This window comes from Stappia sp. BW2, assembly GCF_008107695.1.
Taxonomy (GTDB): Bacteria; Pseudomonadota; Alphaproteobacteria; order Rhizobiales; family Stappiaceae; genus Roseibium.
This window is the reverse complement of record NZ_VIRG01000070.1, coordinates 1,680,338-1,706,631: the sequence shown is the minus strand read 5'-3', so window position 1 is coordinate 1,706,631 and position 26,294 is coordinate 1,680,338. Positions and strand designations below refer to the sequence as shown.

Genomic DNA, 26,294 nt, shown 5'->3' with positions numbered 1-26,294 from the left:
TGCCTTCAAAGGACTTCCCGACAGGAACGCCCATGCCAAATTTGAAAAAGCCAACCCTCGACAAAGATCTCGACAAACTGAGCTACATGGAAGAGGCCGCTGGGTCTCTTGGCCGTGGGTTGATTGCGCCCGGTATTTCTCTGGTCTTTATCGTCTTGTGTGCCCTAGGCGCCGGGGCTTCCATGTCGGGAGCGCCGGGAACGGTTATCATCGTGGCCGCTGCCGCCATTGGCGCCTACATGGCGCTCAACATCGGCGCGAACGATGTTGCCAACAATGTTGGCCCCGCCGTTGGTTCACGGGCCATGACGCTGCTGACAGCGTTGATCATCGCAGCCGTCTTTGAAAGTGCCGGTGCCCTTATCGCCGGCGGGGATGTCGTCAGCACAATCTCGAAGGGCATCATCGATCCCGCTTCGGTTGCCGATGCCAACGTCTTCATGGCAGCGATGATGGCGGCGCTGGTGTCCTCCGCGCTCTGGATCAATCTGGCCACCTGGATCGGCGCCCCCGTATCGACCACGCATTCGATTGTTGGCGGCGTTATGGGCGCCGGCATTGCAGCGGCAGGTTTCAGCGCGGTCAATTGGGCAACAATGGGCGGCATCGCAGCAAGCTGGGTCATTTCGCCGTTCCTTGGCGGTCTGATCGCCGCCGCGTTCCTGGCCTTCATCAAGACCTTCATCATCTATCAGGACGACAAGATCGCCGCGGCCCGCAAATGGGTTCCGGTCCTGATCGGGGTGATGTCCGGAACCTTTGCCAGTTATCTGGCGCTCAAGGGCCTGAAGAAAATCGTGAAAATCGACATGCCGATGTCACTGATGCTCGGGGTTGTCGTCGGGCTTGCCGTGTGGGCGATTGTTCGCCCGCTTATCCGGCGTCAGTCGGAAGGGTTGGAAAACCGCAACCAGTCGCTCCGCATCCTGTTTTCCGTGCCGCTTGTGTGCTCGGCGGCATTGCTGTCTTTTGCCCATGGGGCCAACGACGTTGCGAATGCCGTCGGGCCGTTGGCCGCCATCGTGCATACGGCGGCACTCGGTGATGTGGCCTCGAAGGTGAGCATTCCGCTGTGGGTGATGGCCGTCGGCGCTTGCGGTATATCTTTCGGCCTGCTGCTCTTCGGGCCTCGTTTGATCGAGATGGTCGGCCAACAGATCACCAAGCTCAATCCCATGCGGGCCTACTGCGTCTCGCTGTCCGCCGCCATCACGGTGATCGTTGCCTCGGGTCTCGGGTTGCCCGTCAGTTCCACCCATATCGCTGTGGGTGCGGTCTTTGGCGTCGGGTTTTTCCGGGAATGGTATACGGAGCGCTCGCAGCGGCGGCTGGACTATGTGAACAAGATGCAGGGCGACGGCAAAGTGGTGCGGCCTGTCCGCAATCGCGAGGAGCAGGCCCGCCGCCACCTTGTGCGCCGCGCGCATTTCATGACCATCGTCGCCGCCTGGGTGATCACCGTTCCGGCAGCTGCCGTGCTGTCAGCGGGGCTCTACTTCGTCATGGTCAAGCTGATCGCCTGATTTCAGTGTTTTATCCGGGAAGATGTCCGGCCGGTTCAAGGGTCAGGTTGGCCCAGACCGGCAGGTGATCCGATGCAACGCGCGCTGTCTTGGATTTATGAACGCCTGCCTGCCTGACGATGAATTCCGGGCTGGTGATGATCCGGTCCAGGCTGCCGACGGGAAGGGGGCTTGGAAAGCTTCGTCCCGGGGTTGTCACTTCATAGCGTTCTTCGAACAGTTTGATGCTGCCTGCCGAATCGCGCCACTCGTTCAGATCGCCGATGAGTACTGTGGGCAGATAGGCGAGATGCTCATGCAACTGGTGCATCAGAGACGTTATCTGCTTCTTGCGGAAGTGGCTGAGCAGGCTGAGGTGCATGGCCGCCACACGGATTTTTTCTCCGGCAACCATCAGGTCTACAGCAACGGCTCCACGTGGTTCCAGCGTCGGCAGATCCAGCCGGCGGTGTTCCAGAATGTCGATGGAATTTCGCACAAGAATGGCGTTCCCATGCCAGCCGAGGCTTTTGTCCCCGGTCGCGAAGGGCACGGGACGATAGTCGGTCTCATGCAGAATAGTCTCTCGGTCGAGCGTGCTTTCGCGCGGTCCGAACCGTTTATCGGCTTCCTGCAGGGCCAGGATGTCGCAGTCCAGTTCCTGAATCACCTTGAGTGTCCGGTCGGGCCGCCTGCGCGCATCGACACCTATTGATTTTTGAATGTTGTAAGAACCGATTTTCAGCATGAGCGCAGAATGAGAACCTTGCGGGAAAGGAAAGGAGAGTAACAGATTGTTTTGGGCTTCCGTGCGTTCAATTTAGGCAGCGTTGGAGTGCTCCATGCGTTCCGTTGCCCGTTTCAGCGCCGCAAAGCATTTTGGATCCAGCGCTGTGCCCGTGTCTCCTTCCATGATGCCAAGAGCCTTTGCCATTGGCATGGGACCACGATACGGCCGCGATGCAGTCAAGGCATCAAAGATATCTGCAGTGGTAACGATCCGCGTTTCCATGGAAATCCTGCTCGCTGTCAGCCCGTCCGGATACCCGCGGCCATCCAATTTTTCATGATGACCCCGCGCAATAGGCGAAAGGTCCTTGAAGGTGTCGATCCTCGACAGGATCTCATCGGAATAAACGGGATGCATCCGGATTTGTTCCCACTCCAGATCATCTAGCTTGCCGGGTTTGTCGAGAACCGAATTGCTGACACCAAGTTTTCCGATGTCGTGCAGCAGTGCGGCTCGCTTCAACAGTTGGCGGTCGCGTGTTCCATATCCCAACTCCTCGGCGATCATGTCCGTGTAGAGCGTGACCCGCTCACTGTGACCTGCGGTGTAGGGACTTTTGGAATCGATTACCAGCGCGAAGCCATGGGCAATGTCGTCGAGCTGTTCTTCATCTACAAAACGGGTGTTTTGCGCCGGCTCGAGACCATAGACGATCTGGTCGAGGTTATCTGATTTCAGTGTGTTCCAGAACACGGGATCACTCGCAACACGTTCTGCTGCTGCGACGAGAGCCGGGTCAAACCAGCTGCCGGCCCTTTCCCTAATTTCCTGCAGGGCGGCCTGTTTGCCGGCATTGATCTGAAAGACATCAATCACCTGCGCCAGCAAGGCAATCTGGGAAAATGGCGAAATGTCTGAGCCCGCAATGCCGTGGGGCCGGCCCTTGCCGTCCCAATGCTCATCTAGGCTGTAAATTCCGGAAACGACCGTTTCGGAAAAATGCATCTGCCGGGCAATGTCGCCCCCGCGCGTACAGCGCGTTTCGATCATCTCGTTGGCAATGTCACCGCCATTTTGAAGTATGTTGACGATGGCACGTACCCGTTCTGCAAACCCGTGTTTCAATCCGGTATGGGAAAGAACGAAACGCAAAGCTGCAGGCAGACTGTCGCTGATCGTCTTGAAGTCGTGTTTGAAAGTCAGATCGTCGGTGAGATACAGCTCGCAGATCCTGGCGGCATTGCTTGAGCAGCCGAGATCTTTCAGAAGCAGGGTGTAATAGAGGTCGCTGAGTTGGGTATTGTCGAGGCCGATTTGCCGACCGACATGAATGCCGATCCAGCAACAGCGCACGCAGTGGCCTCGGGGCTGCCCTTCTGTCAGGTCCAGTGCGTGACTGAGCGCACCTAGCAGCTCGGCCAGCCTGAGTTTTCTGGAAACCTGTTCGGACATAAAGCGAGCCTCGCGCAGCAATCAGTTGCGCGAGGCTCGCAGAGCTTTGTTAAGATCGGGTGTTTGCACCAAGTCCTGTCAGGCTGCTTCAAGCTCTCCCGCGGATTGCACCAGCAGACCGGCCACATACTCCATAAAGGAGACCCAGGCTTCGACCACGAAGGTGTCCGGGCCGGTGCGCCAGATCATGACCGGTGCCTTGTGAAACAGTGTCCGCGTCACCGTGCCGACGGGAAAGAGCTCCAGCGAGAAATCGATGAAGATCCCGGTGTTGAGCAACCAGACGGCTTTATCGCCGCTGACGATGACGGCTTCTGACCTGTCGGAAATATCGACCAGGGCATGTGGCTGTGCAGAGAGCTTTTCCTCGATCCCGTCAAAAACAGTCCGGAGGTCGTCTTCCGGAGCCAGCAACGTCCACTCGTCCGGACCCATCCAAAGTGCGGCCCGCTTTGCCGCTGTCGAGTTCGACAGGGGCGACAGCGGTAGCTCGGCACCAAATGCAGCACCGGCGTCCTTTTGAGCGGCTTCACGGCAACGCAGCGAAAGGCGCGTCAACGGGGCGGCTTTCAGTATCGAGATCGACGGCAGGCTGAGGAGCGGCGTTTCACCTGCATCCGGCGTGATCAGGTCGCTTGCCAGAAGTTCAGACATTGATCCGTGCTCCTTCCTTGTCATAGAAAACCGTGCCGGTCACCTCGACCGGAATGCTGCCGGTCGGCATCGGCACATAGAGCGTCTTGCCTTCCAATGCGTGGCCGTTTTTGACGATCGCAAGAGCAATCGTTCGGTCAAGCGCCGGGCTGTAGTAGGAAGATGTTACGTGACCTTCTGCAGGCGTCCCTGTCGCGGGCTGTTCGGCAGTCGTGATCTGCGCGCCTTCTTCCAGCTTCACTTTCGGATCCTTCGTCAGAAGGCCGACAAGCTGCTTGCGACCGTCAGCAACAAGGTCCGGACGGGCAAGACCACGCTTGCCGACGAAGTCGAACTTTTTCTTGCCGATGGCCCAGGTCATGCCCGCATCCTGCGGGGTTACAGTACCGTCCGTGTCCTGACCGACGATGATGTAGCCCTTCTCTGCGCGCAACACGTGCATGGTTTCCGTGCCATAAACGGTGCCGTTGTGTTTTTCGATTTCCTTGGCGAGCGTTTCCCACATCATCTTGCCGTGACGTCGAGGCACGTTGATTTCGAAACCGAGTTCACCGGTGAACGAAATCCGGAACAGCCGACAGGGAACGCCGCAGAAGGTGGCTTCCTTGACGCTCATGTGCGGGAACGCATCCGCCGAGAGATCGAGACCTTCGATAAACGGCGCGATGACTTCGCGCGCTTTCGGCCCCTGAACCGCAGCGACCGCAAACTGTTCCGTGGTCGAGGTGATCCAGACATCGAGATCCGGCCATTCGGTTTGCAGGTAGTCTTCCATGGTCGCGAACACGCTCGGCGCACCGCCGGTCGTGGTGGTCACGTGGAACCGGTCTTCCGCGAGACGGCCGATAACACCGTCGTCGGTGATGAAACCGGCATCATTGAGCAGCAGGCCATAGCGGCAGCGCCCTGGTGCCAATTTCTTCCACGGGTTGGTGTACATCCTTTCCAGGAATTCAGCCGCATCCGGACCGACAATCTCGATCTTGCCGAGGGTGGAGGCATCGAATAGGCCGACGCTTTCCCGAGCCGTTTTGCATTCGCGCGCAACGGCCGCATGCATGTCTTCACCGGACTTCGGGAAATACCAGGCGCGTTTCCATTGGCTGACGTCTTCAAAGACACCGCCGTTCTCGACCACCCAGTCATGAGACGGCGTCTTGCGAACCGGGTCGAAAAAGTCACCACGGGAGATACCGGCAAAAAGACCGAAGGTCGTCGGCGTATAGGGCTGACGGAACGTTGTGAGACCAACATCCGTCATCGGCTTCTGCAAGGCGCCTGAAGCGATTTCCAGAGCGTTCATGTTCGATAGGCGGCCCTGGTCTGTGGCCATGCCGGTTGTGGTGTAGCGCTTGATATGCTCGATGGACTGCATGCCTTCACGCACGGCCAGCTTGACGTCCTTGGCGGTCACGTCGTTCTGATAATCGACGAAGGCCTTGACCCGTGACGCGTTGCGGTCGTGAGGCAGGGCACCAAGGATTCCACCGGACCCGGCTTCTCCACCGCTTGCGGAAACATAGGTGACTTTGGCGGACTTGCCGGTTGCGGTCTTTGCGGCTTCTTCACCAGCCGCATAGCCGTCTTCAAGAGTAGCCTGCAGGCCATAAAGACCTTTGGCGCCACCCGCGGAACGTTCTTTCTGAACGGAGCGACCTGGAACATAGGCGCCCTTGTCCGCATCCCAAACGACCTTGCCGCGAGACTGGGAATAAAGGCTGACAGTCGGTGTCCAGCCGCCGGACATCAGGAGTGCATCGCAGTCGATCTGGCCGCCGGAGGCAACCTGGCCGGAGGTCATCATGCGGCCGAGCAAGGCTCCCTTGACCCGTTTGCGACCGAGCGTGCCGGTGACAACGCATCCGGCCTCTACGCGAATGCCACGGGCTTCAGCGATGGACATCAGGCTTTCCGGCGGTGTTTCACGCATATCGACGATTGCGGCAACGTCTACACCATGATCGGCAAGGTCGAATGCTGCCTGCCATGCGCTGTCGCAAGCCGTTGCCACAAGAACCTTGTGTCCGACCTTGACGCCGTAGCGGTTGAGATAGGTCCGTCCAGCGTCCGCAAGCAGAATGCCGGGCCGGTCGTTTTCCGGAAACACCATCGGACGTTCGATGGCACCGGCTGCGATCACCACTTCCTTGGCTCTAACCTGCCATAGCCGTTCGCGCGGCAGCTTGGGATCCGGGGTCGGCAGGTGTTCGGTAACGCGCTCAGCAAGCGAAATGTAGTTATGCGCAAAGTAGCCGAAAGCCGTTGTTCGCGGAAGCAGTGTGACATTGTCCATCGCTGCAAGTTTGGCGATGGTTTCCGCCACGAATTCCGCAGGGTCCTTTCCGTCGATGCTCGCACCGGCTTCAGACAGCAGTGAGCCGCCGAATTCAGCCTGCTCGTCAACCAGCATGACCTTGGCACCGGTTTCCGCGGCAGCCAGTGCAGCGGCAAGGCCGGTGGGACCCGATCCAACGACGAGGACGTCGCAGTGGGCATAGATGTTGCCGTAGAAGTCGTGATCCGGATTCTTGGGCGGTTTGCCGAGCCCGGCAGCCGAACGAATAATCGGCTCATAGACCCTGTCCCAGAAAGCGTGCGGCCACATGAAGGTCTTGTAGTAGAAGCCGGCCGGAAACAGCGGCGACAGCAGGTCGTTCACGGCGCCGATATCAAACCCAAGCGACGGAAACCGGTTCTGCGAAACGGCTTCGAGGCCTCGATAGAGTTCGACCTGGGTCGCGCGCAGGTTGGGCGTCTGGTCGCCGTTGCGGTAGACCCCGACCAGAGCGTTCGGCTCTTCCGAACCAGCGGTCAGAATCCCGCGCGGACGGTGATACTTGAACGACCGGCCAACCAGATGAACTCCGTTGGCAAGAAGCGCTGAGGCAAGGGTGTCGCCCTTGTGACCCTGCATCTCCTCGCCATCAAAGGTGAAGGTCAGCTGCTCGGCGCGGTCGATCCGGCCGCCTTTTTCAGTACGGAATGGCTGGCTCATTTGCCGGCCTCCTTGGCAAGCGCTTCAAGATCCGGCTTCGGTTCGCCGGCCTTGTAGAATTTCAGGAAATTGTCGCTCACGGTATCGCGGACCGCGTTGAAAAAACGCCCGCACCCGTGGATATGTCGCCAGCGTTCAGCGGCGATGCCCTTGGTATTGTCGCGCATGTACAAAAACTCCACCCACTCTTCGTCGGTGGTCTGGCTCGGATCGGCCGGACGCGCGATATGGGCTTCACCGCGGCAGGCAAATTCCGTTTCCGCGCGCTCAACCTGGCAATAGGGGCAATAAATCAGCAGCATTCTTGTGATCTCCCCTAGTGGGCTACGGCCGCGGCAGCGGCTTCGTCGATGAGGCGGCCGGTGCGGAACCGGTCGATGCTGAAAGGTGCGTTGATCGGGTGTGGCTCATCCTTGGCAATCGTATGCGCAAAGACATTGCCGGACCCGGGTGTCGCCTTGAAACCGCCAGTGCCCCAGCCACAGTTGACGTAGAGACCCTGAACAGGCGTTTTGGACAGGATGGGCGAACGGTCAGGGGTCGTATCGACGATGCCACCCCAGTTGCGCAGCATGCGCATCCGCCGGAAGTGCGGGAACAGTTCGCAGATCGCGTCGATGGTATGGTTGGTAATGTGGATGCCGCCTGCCTGGGAATAGGAGACGAACTGGTCCGTACCGGCACCAATGACAAGCTCGCCCTTGTCGGACTGCGAAATGTAGGCATGGATCGTGTTCGACATGACCACGCAAGGGAAGGCGGGTTTCACCGGTTCGGATACCAGAGCCTGCAGCGGGAAGGATTCCAGTGGCAGACGGACGCCGGCCATGTCCATGACGACGGACGTGTGACCGGCCGCGACGACCCCGACCTTCTTGGCCTTTATGAACCCCTTGACCGTTTCGACACCTTCGACAGCCCCGTTCTGGCCACGGCGGATGCCGGTAACGGCGCAGTTCTGGATGATGTCGACACCAAGGGAATCCGCACCGCGTGCATAGCCCCAGGCAACGGCGTCATGGCGTGCGGTTCCCCCAACACGTTGCAGGGCCGCACCCATGACCGGATAGCGGATGTTTTTGGAAATGTTCAGCGGCGGGCAGTATTCCTTCGCCTCTTCGGGCGACAGCCATTCGTTCTGAACGCCAGCCAGACGGTTGGCGTGGATGTGTCGCTGCGCGCTCTGAACGTCGTGGACCGTGTGCGCCAGCATCAGCACACCACGTGCGGAATACATGACGTTGTAGTTCAGTTCCTGCGACAGGTTTTGCCACAGACCAATGGCGTGATTGTAAAGCGCGGCGCTTTCCTCCCAGAGGTAGTTGGAGCGCACGATTGTCGTATTGCGACCCGTATTGCCACCGCCGAGCCAGCCTTTTTCGATCACGGCGACATTGCGGATGCCGTGTTCCTTGGCAAGATAATAGGCCGTTGCCAGGCCGTGCCCGCCAGCACCGACGATGACGACGTCATACTCGGCCTTGGGTTCCGGAGCGCGCCATTGACGGCCCCAGTTCTGGTGCGCGGAAAAGGCGTTTTTCGCCAGTTCCAGAAAGGAATATCGCTTCATGAAGCAGCGGCTCCGCACGTTGCCGGCAAGCAAATCGGGTGAATCCGTTCGGCAGGCCGTCAGGGTCAATACGCAATAGGAAGATGACTTTACCGTTGCCGATAGAGCTTCATCCATTGCGAGCATATTCGCGATTAGGGTCGAGGTTGCGTATAAGGTTTCAGTCGCATGCTTGTCTGAATGCGACATGGGTGTCGCAGGGCTTGCGGCGAATTGCTCCAGGCGAGCGATATCCGCCGGGAAACAAGGAAATTCAGCGCTTCACGCAAGGTGTTGGACAGAGCAAATTTCGTTGAGATGCGTATTCTCGACAAGGTAAGCCGCATCGGTTCTTGCATTTGCTGATATGGAGGTTAACTCTGCCGGAGAAACACACATCAGGAGATCCTTCATGGAAGTTCGCGCCGCTGTGGCCGTTGGGGCCGGAAAACCGCTTGAAGTTACCACTGTAAGGCTGGAAGGTCCGCGCGCTTTTGAAGTGCTGGTGGAAATCAAGGCCACCGGCATCTGTCACACTGACGAGTTCACGTTGTCGGGAGCGGATCCGGAAGGCTTGTTTCCAGCCATTCTCGGGCACGAAGGGGCAGGCGTCGTTGTCGAGGTCGGCCCGGGCGTGACCACCTTGAAACCGGGTGATCATGTCATTCCGCTTTATACGCCGGAATGCCGGACCTGCGAATACTGCCTCAACCCGAAAACGAACCTCTGCCAGTCGATCCGTACGACACAGGGGCAGGGGCTGATGCCGGACGGCTCATCCCGATTCTCGACCCTCGATGGCGATCCGATTCTGCACTACATGGGCACATCGACGTTCTCCAACTACACGGTCGTTCCCGAAATCGCTCTTGCAAAGATCCGTCCGGACGCGCCTTTCGACAAGGTTTGCTACATCGGCTGCGGCGTCACCACAGGCATCGGCGCAGTGATCAACACTGCAAAGGTCGAAATCGGTTCTCGTGCGATCGTCTTCGGTCTCGGTGGAATTGGTCTCAATGTGCTTCAGGGCCTGCGTCTCGCCGGTGCCGACCAGATTGTAGGCGTTGACCTGAACCCGGAAAAGAAAGAGATGGCCGAGCGCTTCGGCATGACCGATTTCGTCAATCCAAGCGAGGTCGACGGAGATCTGGTCGCCCATCTGGTGAACCTCACCAAGGGCGGCGCCGACTACACCTTCGATGCAACCGGCAACGTGAACGTCATGCGCACCGCGCTGGAATCTGCCCACAAGGGCTGGGGCGAAAGCATCATCATCGGTGTTGCTCCGGCAGGCGCCGAAATCTCGACCCGTCCGTTCCAGCTTGTGACAGGACGCGTTTGGAAAGGCACCGCATTCGGCGGCGCTCGCGGTCGTACGGATGTTCCGAAGATCGTCGACTGGTACATGGACGGCAAGATCGAGATCGATCCGATGATCACCCACACGATGCCGCTCGAAGACATCAACAAGGGTTTCGACCTGATGCACTCCGGTGAGTCTATCCGTTCTGTGGTGGTCTACTGATCGGACGCCAAGCGTAGAGCGCCGACACTTTACCGAAGCGTCGTCCCTGCGGTAGCAGGGACGCGTTTGCTGTGAGCACAGACATCTCTCTGGTCTGGCGCCACAAAGCCGGAGAGACACCATTCGGGTTCGCGGCTATTCAGAGATTGGAATTGACTGACGATGAAAACCCTTTCCGAAAACAAGTCCTTTGGTGGCACGCAGGGTGTCTACAGCCACATGTCGGAAGCCTGCGGCTGTGAAATGACCTTTGCGGTCTACATTCCCCCACAGGCCCAGGACGGGCCAGTGCCGTGCCTTTGGTATCTGTCAGGTCTGACCTGCACCCATGAAAACGCCATGACCAAGGCCGGGCTGCAAGCCCATGCTGCGGAGTTTGGTATTGCTGTCGTGTTCCCGGATACGAGCCCGCGCGGCGAGGGTATTGCCAACGACGAGGCTTACGATCTGGGTCAGGGCGCCGGATTTTATGTCAATGCCACCGAAGCACCTTGGGCACCACACTTCCAGATGGAAACCTACATCGCCAGTGAACTGCGCGACCTGGTGACCGAAAACTTCCCGGTCTCGGTCCATCACGGAATCACGGGGCATTCCATGGGCGGACACGGCGCGCTGACACTGGCGATGAAATATCCTGGGCACTACCAGTCGCTGTCCGCCTTTGCGCCAATTGCAAACCCGACAGCTTCCGACTGGGGCCGCAAACAGCTTGGTGCTTATCTCGGAGACGACGAAGCGCTTTGGAAAGCGCATGACGCAACGCTTCTGGTCGGGGAAACGGGCTGGTCCGGCGACGTCCTGATCGATCAGGGTGCAGGCGATCAGTTCTACGATCTGCTCAAACCCGCTGCGCTCATCGACGCTTTGACCGAAACGAAGACGCCTCATACCTACCGGCTGCAGGCAGGCTATGACCATTCCTACTATTTCATCGCGACATTCGCGCGCGACCATGTTGCCTGGCACGCCGAGCGATTGAAGGGATAATCTAGCGCCTGCTGGCCTGGTTCTTCTTGCTCAAAGCTTTGATATAGGCACTTTGGGCGTATTCTGCGGGTAACCTCAGTTCGCTCAACATGTACCATTCTTCGATGTGTTCGAGGACGACTGGCTCGAACACATCGTTCATGGACTGAACAGTTTCCCGAACATCGTAGCTGTCGCGGCCTTCTTGCCTTTCCAGGGGCGGCAGAAGGACCATCTTGAAACGGGCCGGTCCAAGCCGGGTCAGATAGGTCGGGATGATGGTACCGCCGCAAGAGTTGGCGAGTTTTACGGCAACAACCGCATTTCCCTTGGTCGGCAGCGGACGGCCGAAACACGGTAGATGAACCTGTTTGTCGCGAACTTCATCCACGAATATGGTCATGGAATACCTGCCACTGGTCATCAACCGGTGCAGCCGATAGGCGCTTCGCTGGCCTGGCGGGAAGAGATACTGGTTCCGTTCCTTGCGGATGGCATGAACGATGCGGTTCTTGAAGCGGTTTGGTTCCGGTTGAAACGGTCCAATACTCGGTCCGGCAAGACCCTCGTGGATTGCAACGAAAAGCGCTTCCCAGGTGGCAAGATGCATGGAAGTGAAGATCACCGGCGCGCCATTGGACTGCGCGTTTTTCAGATGCTCTAGTCCTTCTACTTCAATCTGAGAGGTTTTCCATAACCTATTGACAATACAGAACTCTGATATTGTCCGCCCGATGTTGCACCACCACCTGTCCAGTGCCGCTGCCTGGTCTGCTTCATCGCTCCAGCGGCCCTGGGTCAGGGTTTCAAAGTTCCAGCTGATACGCTGTGGAAACAGTTTGTCGCGATAGGACCAGCGCATCATCGGTACGAGCAGATTGCCGAAGCCCGAGACGAAGGTCGGGGGACACACTTTCAGCACATGATGAAAAACGCTGTTGAGCACACCGTCTTTCACATGACGGAGCCAGTGAAGGCGAGCGGCCTCCCGCTTTGCATCATCCTGAGATAAGACATCACGAAGGCGAGGGGCAGCCGGCTCATCCGCAAGGGTTTCGGCGAAGGGAATATCTTCCAGCCGTGTCTGTTTCGTCATCTATGGCGCGGGTGCAGTGTCATCGGCAGGTTTTCGCCCGGGCGTAGTGTCAGCCGGGCGACCGGTTGAACGTCCGTTCCCTCTTTCAGCTTCAGCTCAAAATCCTGAGCGAGAATAGCCAGACTGAGAATGGCTTCCGTCATGCCGAACTGAAGTCCGGCACAAATGCGCGGTCCGATGCTGAAGGGTACATAGCCATATTTGTTGGGCTTCTTCGACTTCGGATCAAGGAACCGTCCCGGATAAAAGACATCCGGTTTTGACCACAGCACCGGATTGCGGTGCATCAGCCATGGCACCACCATGACCAGGGACCCCTTGGGAACGGATTTGCCGCCAATGCTGGTGTCCGCCATTGCTTCGCGTGCAAGGATCGGCACCGGCGGGTAAAGCCGCAAGGTTTCTTCAATCACAGCCTTGGTGTAAGGCAGGTTCGGAACGTCCTGGAATGTCGGTGACCGGCCGGCAAGGACCGTATCGAGTTCGGCCTGTAGTTTGGCGCGGCTCTTGTCGCATTGGGACAGCAGGAACCAGGCCCAGGCGAGTGTGTTGGCGGTTGTCTCATGTCCGGCCATGAAGATGACCGCCGCTTCGCTGATGATCGCGTCGCGGCTGAGCGGCTCACCGTTTTCATCTCTCGCGTCCAGCAGGCCTCCAATGACGGATGCCTCACCATTTTCCTTTTGCGCTTCGTAGCTGGCGATAATCTTGTCGAGCACCGTCATGATACGCTCGACAGGCTTTTTGATCGCGCGGCCACGAAAGCGCGGCAGCCACTCGGGCAGACCGAGCAGGGACAGAATATCGATCTGGTCGATATGGCGCTGGTAATCTGAAAAACCCTGAACGACTTCCGCAGCATAGTCCTTTCCGAGTTGCCGTCCGAAAATGGTTCGGCAAATGATTTCTGCGGTCAGGTGGGCCATGTCGGCCAGTGCGTCAACTTCAACACCTTCGCCCTGGGTAGCCCAGTCGGCGCGTTTTTCCTCAATGGTTTCGATCATGATCGGAGCGAAGCCTCTGACCCGCGAGCCGTGGATGATCGGCGCTACCACCTTGCGGCGTCTGGCCCAGGTCTCCGTATCACTGATGAACAGTCCGTCGCCGAGCAAAGGCTGCAGCGCATGGCGCATTTGTGGGCTTTTGCGTTGCAGCACTTCATGATTGGTCTGAAACGCCTCTCGCACCACGTCCGGCCGGTTGCAGATCACCAGTTCCCGCGTGAAGATCTTTTTGCTTCTGAGGCGGCCTTGAAAATCGTCAACACCCCAGATGGAAAGGAAATTGCGCTTGGCCATCCCGATCAGACTCCACACCGGCGGCATCTTTTCATAGCGGAACGGGTAGGGTGGCACGAAGTCTTTGGCTTTGGCGGTTGTTGCTCCGCCCTTGCGGGTGTCACCTGAATTTTGCGCGGAAACAGTCACTAAAAAAATCCGAATTCGGTCTGGTTTTACCGGGAATAACCTACCAGATGGCTTTTAGTCACTTGGGTCGAACACGTAAAGCACAGAGCGCAAGCACCAGCCATCCAAGGATCACCATCATGCCGCCGATCGGAGCGGACATCGGAAAGAGGCGCCTTTCCAGAAAGGCGCGCATCAGCAGATCACCGCAGAACAAGGTCAGGCCCGCAGCAAGCAATACCAGAACGGCAGGAAGCAGCGGCACTCGTCGGATTTGAGCGAGAAGGCCGATGCCCAGAATAACCGGCGCGTGAAACAGAAGCATATGTGCGGCGGTTTCGATCAGGCTCGATGCGTTGGCATGGGCGGAAAGCGCCAGGCTCACGACACCGCCAGCACCCAGGATGCCGGCCAGGATCAGGCCCACTCTGAGCATTGGGGCAGTTGCGGTGGCCTGTGGCTGCATGATGGTGATGTCCGGTGCTTGGGAAAAATTTGCCCGCCGGGTTGACCCGGCGGGCAATGATGATGAGTTGATCAGGCGGCGAACCCGCGCTTTTCCAGAAGAGCATCAATTCGGGGAGATCTGCCCCGGAATGCCAGGTAAGCAGCTTCCGGGTCCTGTCGGCCACCGGCAGAGTAGATGTGAGTCAGCAGTTTTTCTGCCGTTTCCGGATCGAACACATTGTCCTTCTCCTCGAAGGCTTCGAAAGCGTCGGCGTCCATGACTTCCGACCACATGTAGCTGTAATACCCGGCCGAATAGCCATCGCCCGAAAAGACATGCTGAAAGTGCGGAATGCGATGACGCATCGTGATGGCACGCGGCATGCCAATCTTGCCGAGCTCTTCCTTTTCAAAGGCCGCAATATCGAGTTCAGATGGTGCGTCCAACTGATGCAGTTCGAGATCCATCAGTGCGGAGGCGGTGTATTCGACGGTTGCAAAACCCTGGTTGAAATTGGCGGCAGCGAGCAGCTTGTCGAGAAGCGCCTCAGGCATCGGCTCGCCAGTTTTGTAATGAACTGCATATTTCGAAAGCACTTCGGGCTGGGACAGCCAGTGTTCGTAAAGCTGCGACGGCAACTCGACGAAATCGCGCGAAACGCTGGTGCCCGAGATGATCGGGTAGGTGACGTTCGACAGAAGCCCGTGAAGGCCGTGACCAAACTCGTGAAACAGCGTGCGGGCGTCATCGAAGGTCAGAAGTGTGGCCTGCCCCTTGGCGCCTTTGGAGAAGTTCATCACATTGACGATAATCGGCGTGACGTCGCCCTCCAGCCTGTGCTGTGAGCGGAAAGCACTCATCCAGGCACCGGACCGTTTCGATGACCGTGCGAAATAGTCTCCAAGAAAGAGACCCACATGTTTGCCGTCCTTGCCGAAAACTTCAAACACCCGAACATCGGGATGGTAGACCGGCACGTCTTTCAGTTCTTTGAAAGAAAGCCCGAAGAGACGCGTTGCGGTGTCAAAGGCGGCTTGGATGATGTTTTCAAGCTGCAGATATGGCTTCAGTTCCGTTTCATCCAGATCGTGCTCCGCCTTGCGGACTTTTTCTGAATAAAAGCGCCAGTCCCAGGCTTCTATCGAATGGTTTTCGCCGGCACTGCGTGCCATTTCCGCCAGCTTGGCTTCTTCTTCCCTGGCCTGGGCGACAGCCGGTTCCCAAACTTTTTCGAGCAAACCTCTGACATTGTCAGGCGTTTTGGCCATCGTGTCGTCGAGCTTGAATTCCGCAAAATTCTTGAAACCCAACATCCGGGCTTTCTCGTCCCGTAGCTTGAGCGTTTCGATGATAATGGCCTGGTTGTCCGTCTGGCCTCCGTTTTCGCCGCGGGCAGACCAGGCTTTGAAGGCTTCTTCGCGCAGGCGCCGGTTCGTGGAAAACTGCAGGAAGGGCTCAATCGAAGATCGGGAAAGCGTGATGACGTGTTTTCCATCCAAGCCGCGTTCGTTTGCAGCTTCGGCTGCCGACGTCAGCAGAAAGTCCGGCAGTCCGGCAAGGTCTTCCTCGGTTTCCAGAACGAGCTGATAGTCCGCCTCGTCCTTGAGAACGTTTTGGGAAAAGCTGGTGCCGAGGGTGGCGAGCCTTTGCGAAATTTCCGCCATCCGTGCCTTGCCCGCCTCGTCGAGACCAGCTCCGGCGCGCTGGAACATTTTCTGGTACCGCTCCAGAACGCGTGCATCCTCGGCGTTAAGGCCGAGCGTGTCCCTCTGTTCCCACAGCGTCTCTATACGGCTGTACAGCTTGGAGTTCAGCAGCATTTCCGATGAGTGCTTGGCAAGTTTGGGTGCGACGTCGCGTTCGATCTTTTGCAAAGCCTCGTTGGTATGGGCGCCGCTCAGGTTGAAGAACGTTCTTGCAACCTTCGTAAGCGTCTTTCCCGAGGTTTCGAGAGCGACAATGGTGTTCTCGAATGTCGGCGGCGCATCCTGGTTGGCAATCCTGTCGGTGTCTGCCTGGGCTTCTGCCATGGCAACGTCGAACGCTTCCTCGAAGCGCTCTGGAGCGATGGCTTCAAAGGGCGGCAGGTCGAACGGTGTGGTCCAGTCGGCAAGAAGCGGATTCGCGGTCATTTGAGCCTCGGAAGGTAGCTTGAGGGGTGTGAGCGACATATGGCGTAGTTTACAGCCGGTTCCAAGCACTCGGCTGCCAAATTTTCGATCGAGGCTACACCGGCAGCGTTCAGCGCGGAGGGCCTGACGATGGGAAGACCTTTGCTATGTCTGTTGCCGGCTGGGCGGTGCGGCTGCAAAAGCCTGGAGGTTTCTACCACATGGAGGTTTTCGCACGCTCAGGCCACTCCTGATCATAGGTTTCGCCATCGAAACTAGATTTGATTTCCTGCATGATTGCACCGGGTGTCGGAAGATCCCCTCTGGCAATTTTGTTCTCGGGGTCCCAAAGACCGGCGCGCATGATCGCCCGGGCACATTGAAAGTAGACAGAGCCGACCGTGACGACGATGACGGAACGCGGCAAATGGCCTTCCTTTTCGAAGCTGGCGATAAGGTCTTCGTCGACAGAGACGACCGCCTTGCCGTTGATTCTCAGAACGTTGTTCCAGCCGGGCACCATGAACATGAGCGAGACGCGCGGATCGCGAACGATATTGCGCAGTGAGTCGATCCGGTTGTTTCCGCGCCTGTCGGGCATCAGCAGGGTCCGGTCATCTCTTATCCTGACAACCATTCCGTCGTCTCCGCGCGGAGAACAATCCAGCCCTTCTGGCCCGCTGGTTGCGAGCGTGCAGAAGCTCGACGCTTCAATAATGGTTCGGTAAGCGGGGCTCAGGTGGTCGATTTCCTTGACCAGGGACGCTTCACCGGCCGTGCCGTAATGTGCGTGAAGGTCCTCAAGGGAGGTGAGGATGCTCATGTAAGTGAATCCGGGCGGTTTGCGCAAAAGAAGGCGAGGGCCGCAGCTTATCCGTCCGGATTGGTCTCCGTCAATTTTGCACCGGAGGCACTCGGACCTTCATACGGCATTGCACTTTGGTCTAACGCCTTGAATTCTTGGAATTTTGACTTCTTCCGTTAAGGTAATTGTGCATTGCGGTAAAAGAGAGGCGCAAGTAGCTGAATTTGAACAATATTAAAAATGATGCAATGCAAAATTGATCGAAAGAAAATCGTGCATTCTCTGAAAATACTTCAAAAGTATAATGACTGTTTGAGGCTAGTCGATCCGATAGTCGTATTGCTGTTTTGTAGATGAATTTTTTACAGTCATTGCAGCTTGCAGTTTTGGTTCGGAGGAATCGGGTTCCCACACGGGAAAAAGCCGGAATTGCTTGCAGCTGTACAGCTATTGCAGGCGTGCCCGAGGTGGGCACGCAACGCCTTTCTGGGAGGAAAGTATGAGCTTTTTTCGTAAACCCCTCAATCGTCGCTCCATTTTGCGCGCTGGTGCTCTGGGCGGTGCCGCTTTGGCAACACCGACCATTTTCACAAGCCGCGCATGGTCTGCCGGTTATCTCAACGAGCCGACCGGCGCTGAAGTCGTTCTGGGCTTCAACGTTCCGCAGACCGGCGCTTACGCCGACGAAGGGGCAGACGAACTGCGGGCCTATCAGTTGGCTGTGAAACACCTGAACGGTGAAGGCGACGGCGGCCTGTTGAACACCTTCTCGTCCAAGGAGCTTCAGGGCAACGGCGTCAACGGCAAGAAGGTTGCCTTCGTAACCGGTGACACGCAGACCAAATCCGATGCGGCCCGTGCATCCGCAAAGCGCATGATCGAAAAAGACGGCGCTGTGATGATTACCGGTGGTTCGTCCTCCGGCGTGGCGATTGCCGTGCAGTCGCTCTGCCAGGAAGCTGGCGTCATCTTCATGGCCGGCCTGACCCACTCCAACGACACCACCGGCAAGGACAAGCGCAAGAACGGTTTCCGGCACTTCTTCAATACTGAAATGTCCGGCGCTGCGCTGGCTCCGGTGCTGAAGAACGCCTATGGCACCGACCGCAAGGCCTATCATCTGACTGCCGACTACACCTGGGGCTGGTCTCAGGAAGAATCCATCAAGAAGTACACCGAAGGCATGGGCTGGGAGACGGCAGCTGCCGTACGTACGCCGCTTGGCGCAGGTGACTTCTCGCAGTACATCACGCCGGTTCTGAACTCCGGTGCCGACGTTCTGGTCCTGAACCACTACGGCAAGGACATGGTGAACTCCCTGACCCAGGCCGTTCAGTTCGGTCTGCGTGACAAGCAGGTCAACGGCAAGGAGTTCGTAATTGTCGTTCCGCTGTATTCCCGCCTGATGGCACAGGGTGCCGGTGATAACGTGAAGGGCATCTTCGGTTCCACCAACTGGCACTGGTCGCTGCAGGATGAAGGTTCCAAGGCTTTTGTGAAATCCTTCGGCCAGGAATACGGCTTCCCGCCGAGCCAGGCTGCCCACACCTGCTACGTGCAGACACTGCTTTATGCCGATGCTGCGCAGCGGGCAGGCACGTTCGATCCCTGCGCGATTGCCGCAGCCCTCGAAGGTTTCGAATTCGACGGCATGGGCAACGGCCCGACACTTTATCGCGCCGCAGACCACCAGTGCTTCAAGGACGTTCTGGTTGTGAAGGGTAAGGAAAACCCGACCTCCCAGTTCGACCTTCTGGAAGTGGTGGAAATCACTCCGCGTTCGCAGGTTGAATACCCGGCAGAGATGCTCGGTGGCGAACTCGGCGCGTGCAACAACGGCGCATAAGCCCTTGAACGTTTGCAGCCGCCGGAGGGTCTCCGCCGGCGGCTGCTGCTTATCAAGAGGCAAGTGACGCAGCAGATAGCGGCAAAACCATGGATGTGATTATTCTTCAACTGCTGAACGGGTTGGACAAGGGCGGAGCCTATGCGCTGATCGCTCTCGGGCTGACCCTGATTTTCGGAACCCTCGGGGTCGTCAACTTCGCGCACGGTGCCTTGTTCATGCTGGGTGCGTTCTGCGCGGTAACGTTCAACAAGCTGCTCAGCCTGGAGATCGTGACCACGGACCCGACCAAGACAACGGCCTGGGGCACTCCTCTCGAGATTCGGACTCCGTACATCGAAGCTTATCTCGGCGATTTCGGTCACTGGGTTCTCAATTACTCGGTGCCGTTTTCCATCCTGCTTGCCATTCCCGTCATGCTGCTTTTCGGCTTCATCATGGAACGTGGCCTGATCAAGCACTTTTATAACCGGGCGCATGCCGATCAGATCCTCGTTACGTTCGGTCTGGCCATTGTCCTTCAGGAAATCATCAAGTCGATTTTCGGGGCCAACCCGATCCCGCAAGCAGCGCCCGATGCTGTGCGGGGTGCCGCAGATATTGGCGCTGCCCTCGGTATGGATCCAGGTGTGATCGTCTATCCTTACTGGCGCATGGTCTATCTTGCCTTTGCAGGCGCAGTCGTCGCGGCCGTGTTTGCCTTTCTGCAATTCACCACATTCGGCATGGTCGTGCGTGCCGGCATGGCTGACCGCCATACGGTCGGGCTGCTCGGCATCAACATCGAACGCCGTTTCACCATTGTTTTCGCGATTGCTGCCGTGGTCGCCGGTCTGGCCGGGGTCATGTACACGCCGATCCTGCCTCCGGACTATCACATGGGGATGGACTTCCTTGTCCTCAGCTTCGTCGTGGTGGTGGTTGGTGGCATGGGCTCGCTGCCGGGTGCGGTTGCTGCAGGTTTCCTGCTTGGCATCCTGCAGTCCTTCGCGTCGATGAACGAAATCAAGGCCATCCTGCCTGGCATCGATCAGATCATCATCTATCTCGTTGCCGTGGTCATTCTTCTCGTGCGTCCGCGCGGGCTGATGGGCCGCAAGGGCGTCATGGAGAACTAAGAAATGTCAGCAAAAACATCTCCTGCACGCGACTACATCCTCTTTGCGGTCTTCGCTGTCGCGGTGCTGACCATGCCGATCTGGCTCGCGCCTATCGGCGCCGGTTATCCCGATCTTCTCCAGAAGTTTGCAATCTTCGGTCTCTTTGCAACCGGGTTCAACATTCTGTTCGGTCTGACGGGATACCTGTCCTTCGGTCACGCAGCCTTTCTGGGTGTCGGGTCCTATACCGCGGTCTGGACGTTCAAGCTGCTTGGAATGAACCCGGTCCCTGCCGCAATCATGGCGATCATCGCGTCCGGTATCTTCGCGCTTGGCATTGGCTACGTTTCGCTGCGCCGGTCGGGCATCTACTTCTCGATCCTGACGCTGGCGTTTGCCCAGATGTCTTACAATCTGGCCTATTCGGTTCTGACACCGATCACCAACGGCGAAACCGGCCTGCGTGTTCTGCGCAGCGACCCACGCCTGTTTGATGGCAAGGGCGCTGAACAAGGACCGTTGATCGCAAACCTGTTCGGAATTGATATGACCGGGTGGGGCGGGTTTTACTTCTGCGCAGTCATCCTGTTGATTGGCTTCTTCATCGCCCAGCGGATCTTCCGTTCGCCTTTCGGCATCATGCTGCGCGCCGTGAAGACCAACCAGAACCGCATGACCTACACCGGCCTCAATCCGCGTCCCTACACACTGGCGGCGTTTGTGATCTCTGGCATGTATGCAGGTCTCGCCGGAGCTTTGATGTGCATCACGGATCCGCTCGCAGGTGCTGAACGCATGCAGTGGACCGCGTCCGGGGAGGTTGTTCTCATGACCATTCTCGGCGGTGCGGGCACATTGCTCGGTCCAATCTTCGGTGCAGCCCTGATCAAGTATTTCGAGAATATCTTCTCAGCCTTCAACGAGCAGACCCTGCACGAGATTTTCAGTTTCCTTCCGGATTTTATCGAAGGGCCGGTCATTTCTGTTGCAGGCCTGTTCGTGGGTGAAGGCTGGCATCTCACGCTCGGTGTTCTCTTCATGCTGATCGTTATCTTCCTGCCTGGTGGCATCATGGAAGGCGTGTCCAGGATCGGCAAGCTGTTCAAGCGGTCGTCCGGCAAGTCCGAGCCGAACCGCGCAACGGCCCCTGCAGAGTAAGGAACAAGAAAATGGAAATCCTACGTGTAGAGGGTGTCAATAAGTCGTTCGGCGGTTTGAGAGCTCTCAACAATGTCAACTTTTCAGTAGAGCAGGGCACCGTTCACGCGATCATCGGACCGAACGGTGCAGGCAAGTCGACCTTCCTGAACTGCATGATTGGCCGGTTGGTGCCGGATACGGGCACCGTCAAGTTCGGTAATGTCTCGCTGACAGGCATGAAGCCCTACGAGATCAACCAGGTCGGGGTATCGCGGGTGTTCCAGACACCGGAAATCTTCGCAGAACTCACTCTCCTGGAAAATGTCATCATTCCAACGATGGCCAAGCGTGACGGCCAGTTTTCGCTGCGACCGTTCAAGCGGCTCGATGGGGATGCAGAGATCCAGGACAAGGCGCTCCACATGCTGGAGGACGTTGGTCTGGCGGAGAAGAAGGACGTCATCTCAGGTTCCCTGTCACGAGGTGACAAGCGCCGGCTTGAACTGGCCATGTGCCTCTCGCAGGATCCGAAGCTTCTGCTTCTCGACGAACCGACTGCGGGCATGTCCCGTGCCGACACGAACAACACGATCGATCTTCTGAAACGGATTGCCGGTCGCGGTATCACCAAGGTGGTCATCGAACATGACATGCACGTCGTGTTCTCGCTGGCCGACAAGGTGACCGTGCTCGCACAGGGAACGATCATTGCGGAAGGCAAACCCGAAGAAATCAAAGGGGATCCGCGCGTGCAGGAAGCTTATCTCGGAGGAGCGCATCTGTGACCCTAATAGACGATCAGTTCAGCGGCAGATCCGCTCCCGGCGTGCCGCCGCGCAAATCAAAAGGCGGGGCCCCGGCGTTTTTCTCGGCGTGGGATCTGCATGCCTACTATGGCGAAAGCTATATTGTTCAGGGTGTCAGCTTCGACATTCGCGAAGGCGAGATTCTCGCTCTTCTTGGCCGCAATGGCGCTGGCAAGACCTCGACATTGCGTGCGATCGCCCGCATGGACGACCCGCAACTGAAGCATGGCGAGATCTGGCTTGATCACAAGCCGCTCCACTCCATGAAAAGCTATCAGGCAGCCCGTCAGGGTGTTGGCCTTGTGCCGGAAGACAGGCGTATCATTCCGGGGCTCACAGTTCAGGAAAATCTGGAACTGTCGCAGATCGCCGAGCCGGTTGGCTGGTCTATCGAGCGAATCTACGAGCATTTTCCCCGCCTGGCAGAACGCCGGTCGCAAGAAGCAATCACCATGTCCGGCGGCGAACAGCAGATGCTGGCCGTTGCGCGTATTCTTGCACGCGACATCAAGCTGCTGTTGCTGGACGAGCCCTACGAAGGTCTTGCACCGGTGATCGTTCAGGAGATCGAGCGCATTCTTGAAGGCGTGAAGGATCTCGGAATCACGACCATAATCGTCGAGCAGAACGCGATTGCGGCGCTTCATCTGGCGGACAGGGCTGTCATCCTTGACATGGGCGAAGTCGTGTTCGATGGATCGGCACAGGATGTTCTCGACAATGCCGACTTGCGTCAGGAATACCTGGCGATCTGACCCGCCGAAGTATTTAGGGATAATCGACCGGCGCAATGCGCCGGTCTTTTTTGTTTGCGGGGATTGATTGAAGGTAGTCGCAGCGGCCTATAGTGTGTTCTCAATGCTTTCATTTCTTAATCGGGTTTCTTTGTGACCAGCCTAAAATCGGAATTGCCTAGCCTCGCAGGTTTCGCGGTCTTCGCTGCCTTCATCTTCTCGGGCGATGTGTTGAAACCGGAAAAAATCGGGATCGTCCCATCGCTGTTGCTGCTTGCAGTCATTTTCGTGACGGTGATGTGGTGCGCATTTTCGGTTGTCCGGCATGCGGAATGCCTGGCAACACTCCTCGGAGAACCCTTCGGGACATTGATTCTGACACTGGCTGTCATCGGCATCGAGGTTGCGCTGATCGTTGCGGTCATGCTGTCGGGAGACGCCGTGCCGACAATGGCGCGCAACACAATGTTCTCTGTGGTGATGATCGTCCTCAACGGACTGGTTGGGGTGTGTCTTCTGGCGGGAGGTCTGCGTCACAAGAACCAGACCTATAACCTGCAGGGTGCAAATGCGTTCTTGTCGGTTCTGGTCCCGCTTGCCATTTTTGCGCTGGTGCTGCCGCGCATTACCCACTCGGCGCCCGGTGGAGAATTGTCTCCGTTGCAATCGGTGTTCGATGTCAGCATGTCCTTGCTGCTTTACGGCGTCTTCCTGGCGATCCAGACGGTCACGCACAGTGATATTTTCCGGCAGCCTGATCTCGACGGCGAAGAGGAGGGGCATCATCCTGTAGTCGTCCGGTCAATGCCGTTTCACATCGTTGGTTTGCTTGCTTCTCTGCTGCCGATCATTCTCCTTTCGAAGAAGCTCGCGCTCTATGTTGAATTCGGCATCGAAGGACTTGGAGCGCCGCTGGCGCTGAGCGGCTTTATCGTCGCAGCTCTCGTCTTGATGCCCGAAGGTCTCAGTGCTCTGCAGGCCGCCCGCGAAAACAAGCTGCAGCGCGCTGTGAATATTTGTCTCGGCTCTGCCGTGGCAACTATCGGTCTGACAGTACCTGCCGTTCTTCTCGTTGGGTGGGTCACCGGTTTGAAAATAGAACTTGGACTGGAACCCGCTGAAATCATCTTGCTTGTTCTAACTCTGTTCATCAGCTTGCTGACGTTCGGCAGCAAGGCAACGAATTATCTCCAGGGCGCTGTCCATCTGGCACTTTTCGCCGCTTACGTGATGATGATCTTTGATTTGTCCTGAAATTTCGGCGCCACATAGATTTCAATCAGTCTTTTACTTGGACTGCTCTCGCGAATGTGATTTGTATCCTTAAAAGTTAACTCTCAACAGATTGGCCCAACATGCTGCTTTTGACCGAAAACCAGACCCGCGATGCGTTGCCATTTCCTGATTTGATAGACGCATTGGCAAACATGTTCCGGTCGGGCTGCGTGATGCCGACACGTCATCATCATGACATGGAAGTGCCCGGCGAACCGGATGCAACAGTGCTGTTGATGCCGGCCTGGGTACCGGGAGGCTACGCTGGGGTGAAGGTGGTCAACGTGGTTCCGGGCAATTCAGAACGAAATCTTCCCGCTATTTCCGCGCAATATCTGTTGTCCGATGCCCGGACCGGGGAAATGCTTGGATTGATCGACGGCGGTGAACTGACTGCCCGCCGCACCGCGGCCGCTTCCGCACTGGCTGCCAGTTATCTGGCGCGCTCTGACGCGCGGCACCTGTTGGTTCTGGGAACGGGACGGCTCGCGCCCAACCTCATCGCCGCGCATATGGCCGTTCGTTCCATCGATGAAGTCACCATCTGGGGGCGGTCCAGAGACAAGACCGACGAACTCGTGCGTTCGCTGACTGAACAGTTTCCGGTGAAGCTCAGGACTGCAGTAAGTTTGAAGGAAGCGCTCGGGGAAGCGGATATCGTGAGCGCTGCGACGCTTTCATCAGAGCCGCTGATAAAGGGGGCTGTATTAAAGCCGGGCACGCATGTCGATCTGGTCGGAGCCTTCAAGCCGAGCATGCGTGAGAGTGACGATGATCTGATCAAACGAGCCGAGATCTTTGTCGATACGCGAGACGGATGCCTGTCTGAAGGCGGCGATATCGTGCAGCCGATCAAGTCCGGTTTGTTGACGCCAGGCGAAATCAAGGCTGATCTTTACGAGCTTTGCCGCGGCGAACACCCTGGCCGGCAGAGCGACGACGAGATCACCATGTTCAAATCCGTCGGCGCTGCCCTGGAAGATCTTGCCGGCGCCATTCTCGCCTATCAGTCCGTCGAACATTGATTGAACGAGCAGAAGGGTGGGGCCGTCCACGGCCTCAACCCAGTTCGAATGTCGTGATGCCATAGAGCTGGTCAAGCGGCAGATCGGGCACCGGGCCGCGGTACATCCGGAAGGTTTCGAATTCCGGTGACAGCTCGTATTTCTCTGCCATCAGCAGCGCTGCGGCGTTGGGCTCGGGCGTATCCAGGATAACGGTTTGTCCTTTGACCTGGCCGGCGAGCGTGCGGAAGAGGGTGTCGGCGATTTCCGGTTCATCGGCAAACAGCGGCCCGATCTTGAAGCCTTCATGGCACTGGCGGATCACGCCGTAGCCCCTCACATGGCCATCTTCAACAAATGCGAAGCCGCGGCGTGTTTCCAGCATGGGCGCAACCCATGTTTTTAGAAACTCAGTCCGTTCTTCGGGGAAAAAGCGCCGGTCGTAATCCCTGATACCGGGAAAGAGGCCATGGCCGAGCGGCGCAAGGCGCGGGTCCATGGGGGTGTCGCACATCGAAATCCCTGCATGCCGAATGTTCCGGTACACGGACTTGAAGCCATGCTGGGCATAACTTGCGGTTTGTTCGTTGACCGCATCCAGCCCGATAACCCTCGGTCCCAGGTATTCCATCGCATGGGCCCATATCCGGTGGCCATAGCCCATGGTCCGGAATTCCTGCTTGCAGATGTAAAGTCCGATGAAACCGAATGTCTCGCCGTAGCGCACAGCGGATATGACGTTGATCAGCTTGCCGTCAATTTCGCCGGCAAAGAACCCGTTCGGGTCTGCCCTGAAAAAGGCTGCCCCGTCTTCCAGTCCAGGATTCCATCCTTCCTCCATAGCCAGCTCCAGCGGGATATGGATCTCGTTGTCAGTCAGTTGGCGAATCCTGAATGCGTCAGTCATCTGGCCTCCGAAGAATTTGCAGGCTGTTGTCTCAGCGTAGGATGACTCGGAATGAAAAGAAACACTTGCACCAGAAACGGATTTTAGCCGTACTTACATAAGCTGGCGTCGATTGCGAACGCCGTCTCCCTTGTTTCGGCATTGCAAGTGTGCGTCACTTTCCCCTAGGTTATCTGGCTGTTGGGCACGTCGCATACATTGGAGTTGGAAGCGCCTCTATGTGAGTCTTGTCACAGACAT

General features: G+C 57.5%; 22 protein-coding genes. 10 read left to right on the top strand and 12 right to left on the bottom strand.

Features of this window, described 5'->3' with window-relative positions:
• The first annotated feature begins 32 nt into the window (after positions 1–32).
• The gene (locus FMN63_RS26805; protein ID WP_148587117.1) at positions 33–1,523 is read left to right on the top strand and encodes an inorganic phosphate transporter; all 1,491 of its coding nucleotides are present in this window, start codon (positions 33–35) and stop codon (positions 1,521–1,523) included.
• Positions 1,524–1,533: 10 nt separating this feature from the next.
• Here FMN63_RS26805 and FMN63_RS26800 read toward each other — a convergent pair whose 3' ends face one another.
• The 6 genes from FMN63_RS26800 to FMN63_RS26775 all read right to left on the bottom strand — a co-directional run bounded on the left by FMN63_RS26800 (position 1,534) and on the right by FMN63_RS26775 (position 8,903).
• Entirely contained in the window at positions 1,534–2,250 is a 717-nt protein-coding gene (locus FMN63_RS26800) for an endonuclease/exonuclease/phosphatase family protein (RefSeq protein WP_148587116.1), read from the bottom strand.
• Between the two features lie 72 nt (positions 2,251–2,322).
• A complete protein-coding gene (locus FMN63_RS26795) occupies positions 2,323–3,684 on the bottom strand; it encodes an HD-GYP domain-containing protein (protein ID WP_148587115.1) in 1,362 nt (453 codons plus the stop codon).
• Positions 3,685–3,762: 78 nt separating this feature from the next.
• Complete coding sequence (locus tag FMN63_RS26790) at positions 3,763–4,338, bottom strand: sarcosine oxidase subunit gamma (protein ID WP_148587114.1); 576 nt, start codon at positions 4,336–4,338, stop codon at positions 3,763–3,765.
• Positions 4,331–7,333 (bottom strand): sarcosine oxidase subunit alpha, encoded by a 3,003-nt coding sequence (locus tag FMN63_RS26785; protein ID WP_148587113.1) that lies wholly within the window; start codon positions 7,331–7,333, stop codon positions 4,331–4,333. Before FMN63_RS26785 ends, FMN63_RS26790 begins: the two co-directional genes overlap by 8 nt.
• Positions 7,330–7,635, bottom strand: a complete 306-nt coding sequence (locus FMN63_RS26780; protein WP_148587112.1) for a sarcosine oxidase subunit delta — start codon at positions 7,633–7,635, stop codon at positions 7,330–7,332. The genes FMN63_RS26785 and FMN63_RS26780 overlap by 4 nt, the downstream gene beginning before the upstream one ends.
• 14 nt (positions 7,636–7,649) lie before the next feature.
• Positions 7,650–8,903, bottom strand: coding sequence for a sarcosine oxidase subunit beta family protein (locus tag FMN63_RS26775; protein ID WP_148587111.1), 1,254 nt, complete (start codon positions 8,901–8,903; stop codon positions 7,650–7,652).
• 391 nt (positions 8,904–9,294) lie between these two features.
• Here FMN63_RS26775 and FMN63_RS26770 point away from each other — a divergent pair, with 391 nt between their 5' ends.
• Together FMN63_RS26770 and fghA are read left to right on the top strand one after the other, a co-directional pair.
• The gene (locus tag FMN63_RS26770; protein WP_148587110.1) at positions 9,295–10,407 is read left to right on the top strand and encodes an S-(hydroxymethyl)glutathione dehydrogenase/class III alcohol dehydrogenase; all 1,113 of its coding nucleotides are present in this window, start codon (positions 9,295–9,297) and stop codon (positions 10,405–10,407) included.
• Between the two features lie 162 nt (positions 10,408–10,569).
• The gene (gene fghA, locus FMN63_RS26765; RefSeq protein WP_148587109.1) at positions 10,570–11,397 is read left to right on the top strand and encodes an S-formylglutathione hydrolase; all 828 of its coding nucleotides are present in this window, start codon (positions 10,570–10,572) and stop codon (positions 11,395–11,397) included.
• A gap of 1 nt (position 11,398) precedes the next feature.
• Here fghA and FMN63_RS26760 read toward each other — a convergent pair whose 3' ends face one another.
• The 5 genes from FMN63_RS26760 to FMN63_RS26740 all read right to left on the bottom strand — a co-directional run bounded on the left by FMN63_RS26760 (position 11,399) and on the right by FMN63_RS26740 (position 17,260).
• Positions 11,399–12,472 carry a lysophospholipid acyltransferase family protein gene (locus FMN63_RS26760; protein WP_148587108.1) on the bottom strand — a complete coding sequence of 358 codons (1,074 nt, stop codon included), beginning with the start codon at positions 12,470–12,472 and terminating at the stop codon, positions 11,399–11,401.
• Positions 12,469–13,899: a cytochrome P450 gene (locus FMN63_RS26755; RefSeq protein ID WP_148587107.1), complete on the bottom strand. Its 1,431-nt coding sequence runs from the start codon at positions 13,897–13,899 to the stop codon at positions 12,469–12,471. Before FMN63_RS26755 ends, FMN63_RS26760 begins: the two co-directional genes overlap by 4 nt.
• Before the next feature lie 58 nt (positions 13,900–13,957).
• Complete coding sequence (locus FMN63_RS26750) at positions 13,958–14,344, bottom strand: DUF423 domain-containing protein (protein ID WP_148587106.1); 387 nt, start codon at positions 14,342–14,344, stop codon at positions 13,958–13,960.
• Between the two features lie 71 nt (positions 14,345–14,415).
• A complete protein-coding gene (locus FMN63_RS26745) occupies positions 14,416–16,458 on the bottom strand; it encodes a M3 family metallopeptidase (protein ID WP_205514294.1) in 2,043 nt (680 codons plus the stop codon).
• A gap of 193 nt (positions 16,459–16,651) precedes the next feature.
• Entirely contained in the window at positions 16,652–17,260 is a 609-nt protein-coding gene (locus tag FMN63_RS26740) for a pyridoxamine 5'-phosphate oxidase family protein (RefSeq protein WP_148587104.1), read from the bottom strand.
• A gap of 481 nt (positions 17,261–17,741) precedes the next feature.
• Between FMN63_RS26740 and FMN63_RS26735 the strand changes: the two genes are divergently transcribed.
• From FMN63_RS26735 to lhpI, 7 genes are all read left to right on the top strand, one after another.
• Entirely contained in the window at positions 17,742–19,088 is a 1,347-nt protein-coding gene (locus FMN63_RS26735) for a substrate-binding protein (protein ID WP_148587103.1), read from the top strand.
• An 89-nt stretch (positions 19,089–19,177) separates the two neighbouring features.
• Complete coding sequence (locus FMN63_RS26730) at positions 19,178–20,206, top strand: branched-chain amino acid ABC transporter permease (protein ID WP_148587102.1); 1,029 nt, start codon at positions 19,178–19,180, stop codon at positions 20,204–20,206.
• A gap of 3 nt (positions 20,207–20,209) precedes the next feature.
• Positions 20,210–21,346, top strand: coding sequence for a branched-chain amino acid ABC transporter permease (locus FMN63_RS26725; protein ID WP_148587101.1), 1,137 nt, complete (start codon positions 20,210–20,212; stop codon positions 21,344–21,346).
• Between the two features lie 11 nt (positions 21,347–21,357).
• The gene (locus tag FMN63_RS26720) at positions 21,358–22,113 is read left to right on the top strand and encodes an ABC transporter ATP-binding protein (RefSeq protein ID WP_148587100.1); all 756 of its coding nucleotides are present in this window, start codon (positions 21,358–21,360) and stop codon (positions 22,111–22,113) included.
• Entirely contained in the window at positions 22,110–22,889 is a 780-nt protein-coding gene (locus FMN63_RS26715) for an ABC transporter ATP-binding protein (protein WP_148587099.1), read from the top strand. The genes FMN63_RS26720 and FMN63_RS26715 overlap by 4 nt, the downstream gene beginning before the upstream one ends.
• 132 nt (positions 22,890–23,021) lie before the next feature.
• Positions 23,022–24,122 (top strand): calcium:cation antiporter, encoded by a 1,101-nt coding sequence (locus tag FMN63_RS26710; RefSeq protein WP_162855091.1) that lies wholly within the window; start codon positions 23,022–23,024, stop codon positions 24,120–24,122.
• A gap of 101 nt (positions 24,123–24,223) precedes the next feature.
• Complete coding sequence (lhpI, locus tag FMN63_RS26705) at positions 24,224–25,168, top strand: bifunctional Delta(1)-pyrroline-2-carboxylate/Delta(1)-piperideine-2-carboxylate reductase (RefSeq protein WP_148587098.1); 945 nt, start codon at positions 24,224–24,226, stop codon at positions 25,166–25,168.
• 34 nt (positions 25,169–25,202) lie between these two features.
• Here lhpI and FMN63_RS26700 read toward each other — a convergent pair whose 3' ends face one another.
• The gene (locus FMN63_RS26700; protein WP_148587097.1) at positions 25,203–26,054 is read right to left on the bottom strand and encodes a GNAT family N-acetyltransferase; all 852 of its coding nucleotides are present in this window, start codon (positions 26,052–26,054) and stop codon (positions 25,203–25,205) included.
• Positions 26,055–26,294 lie beyond the last annotated feature (240 nt).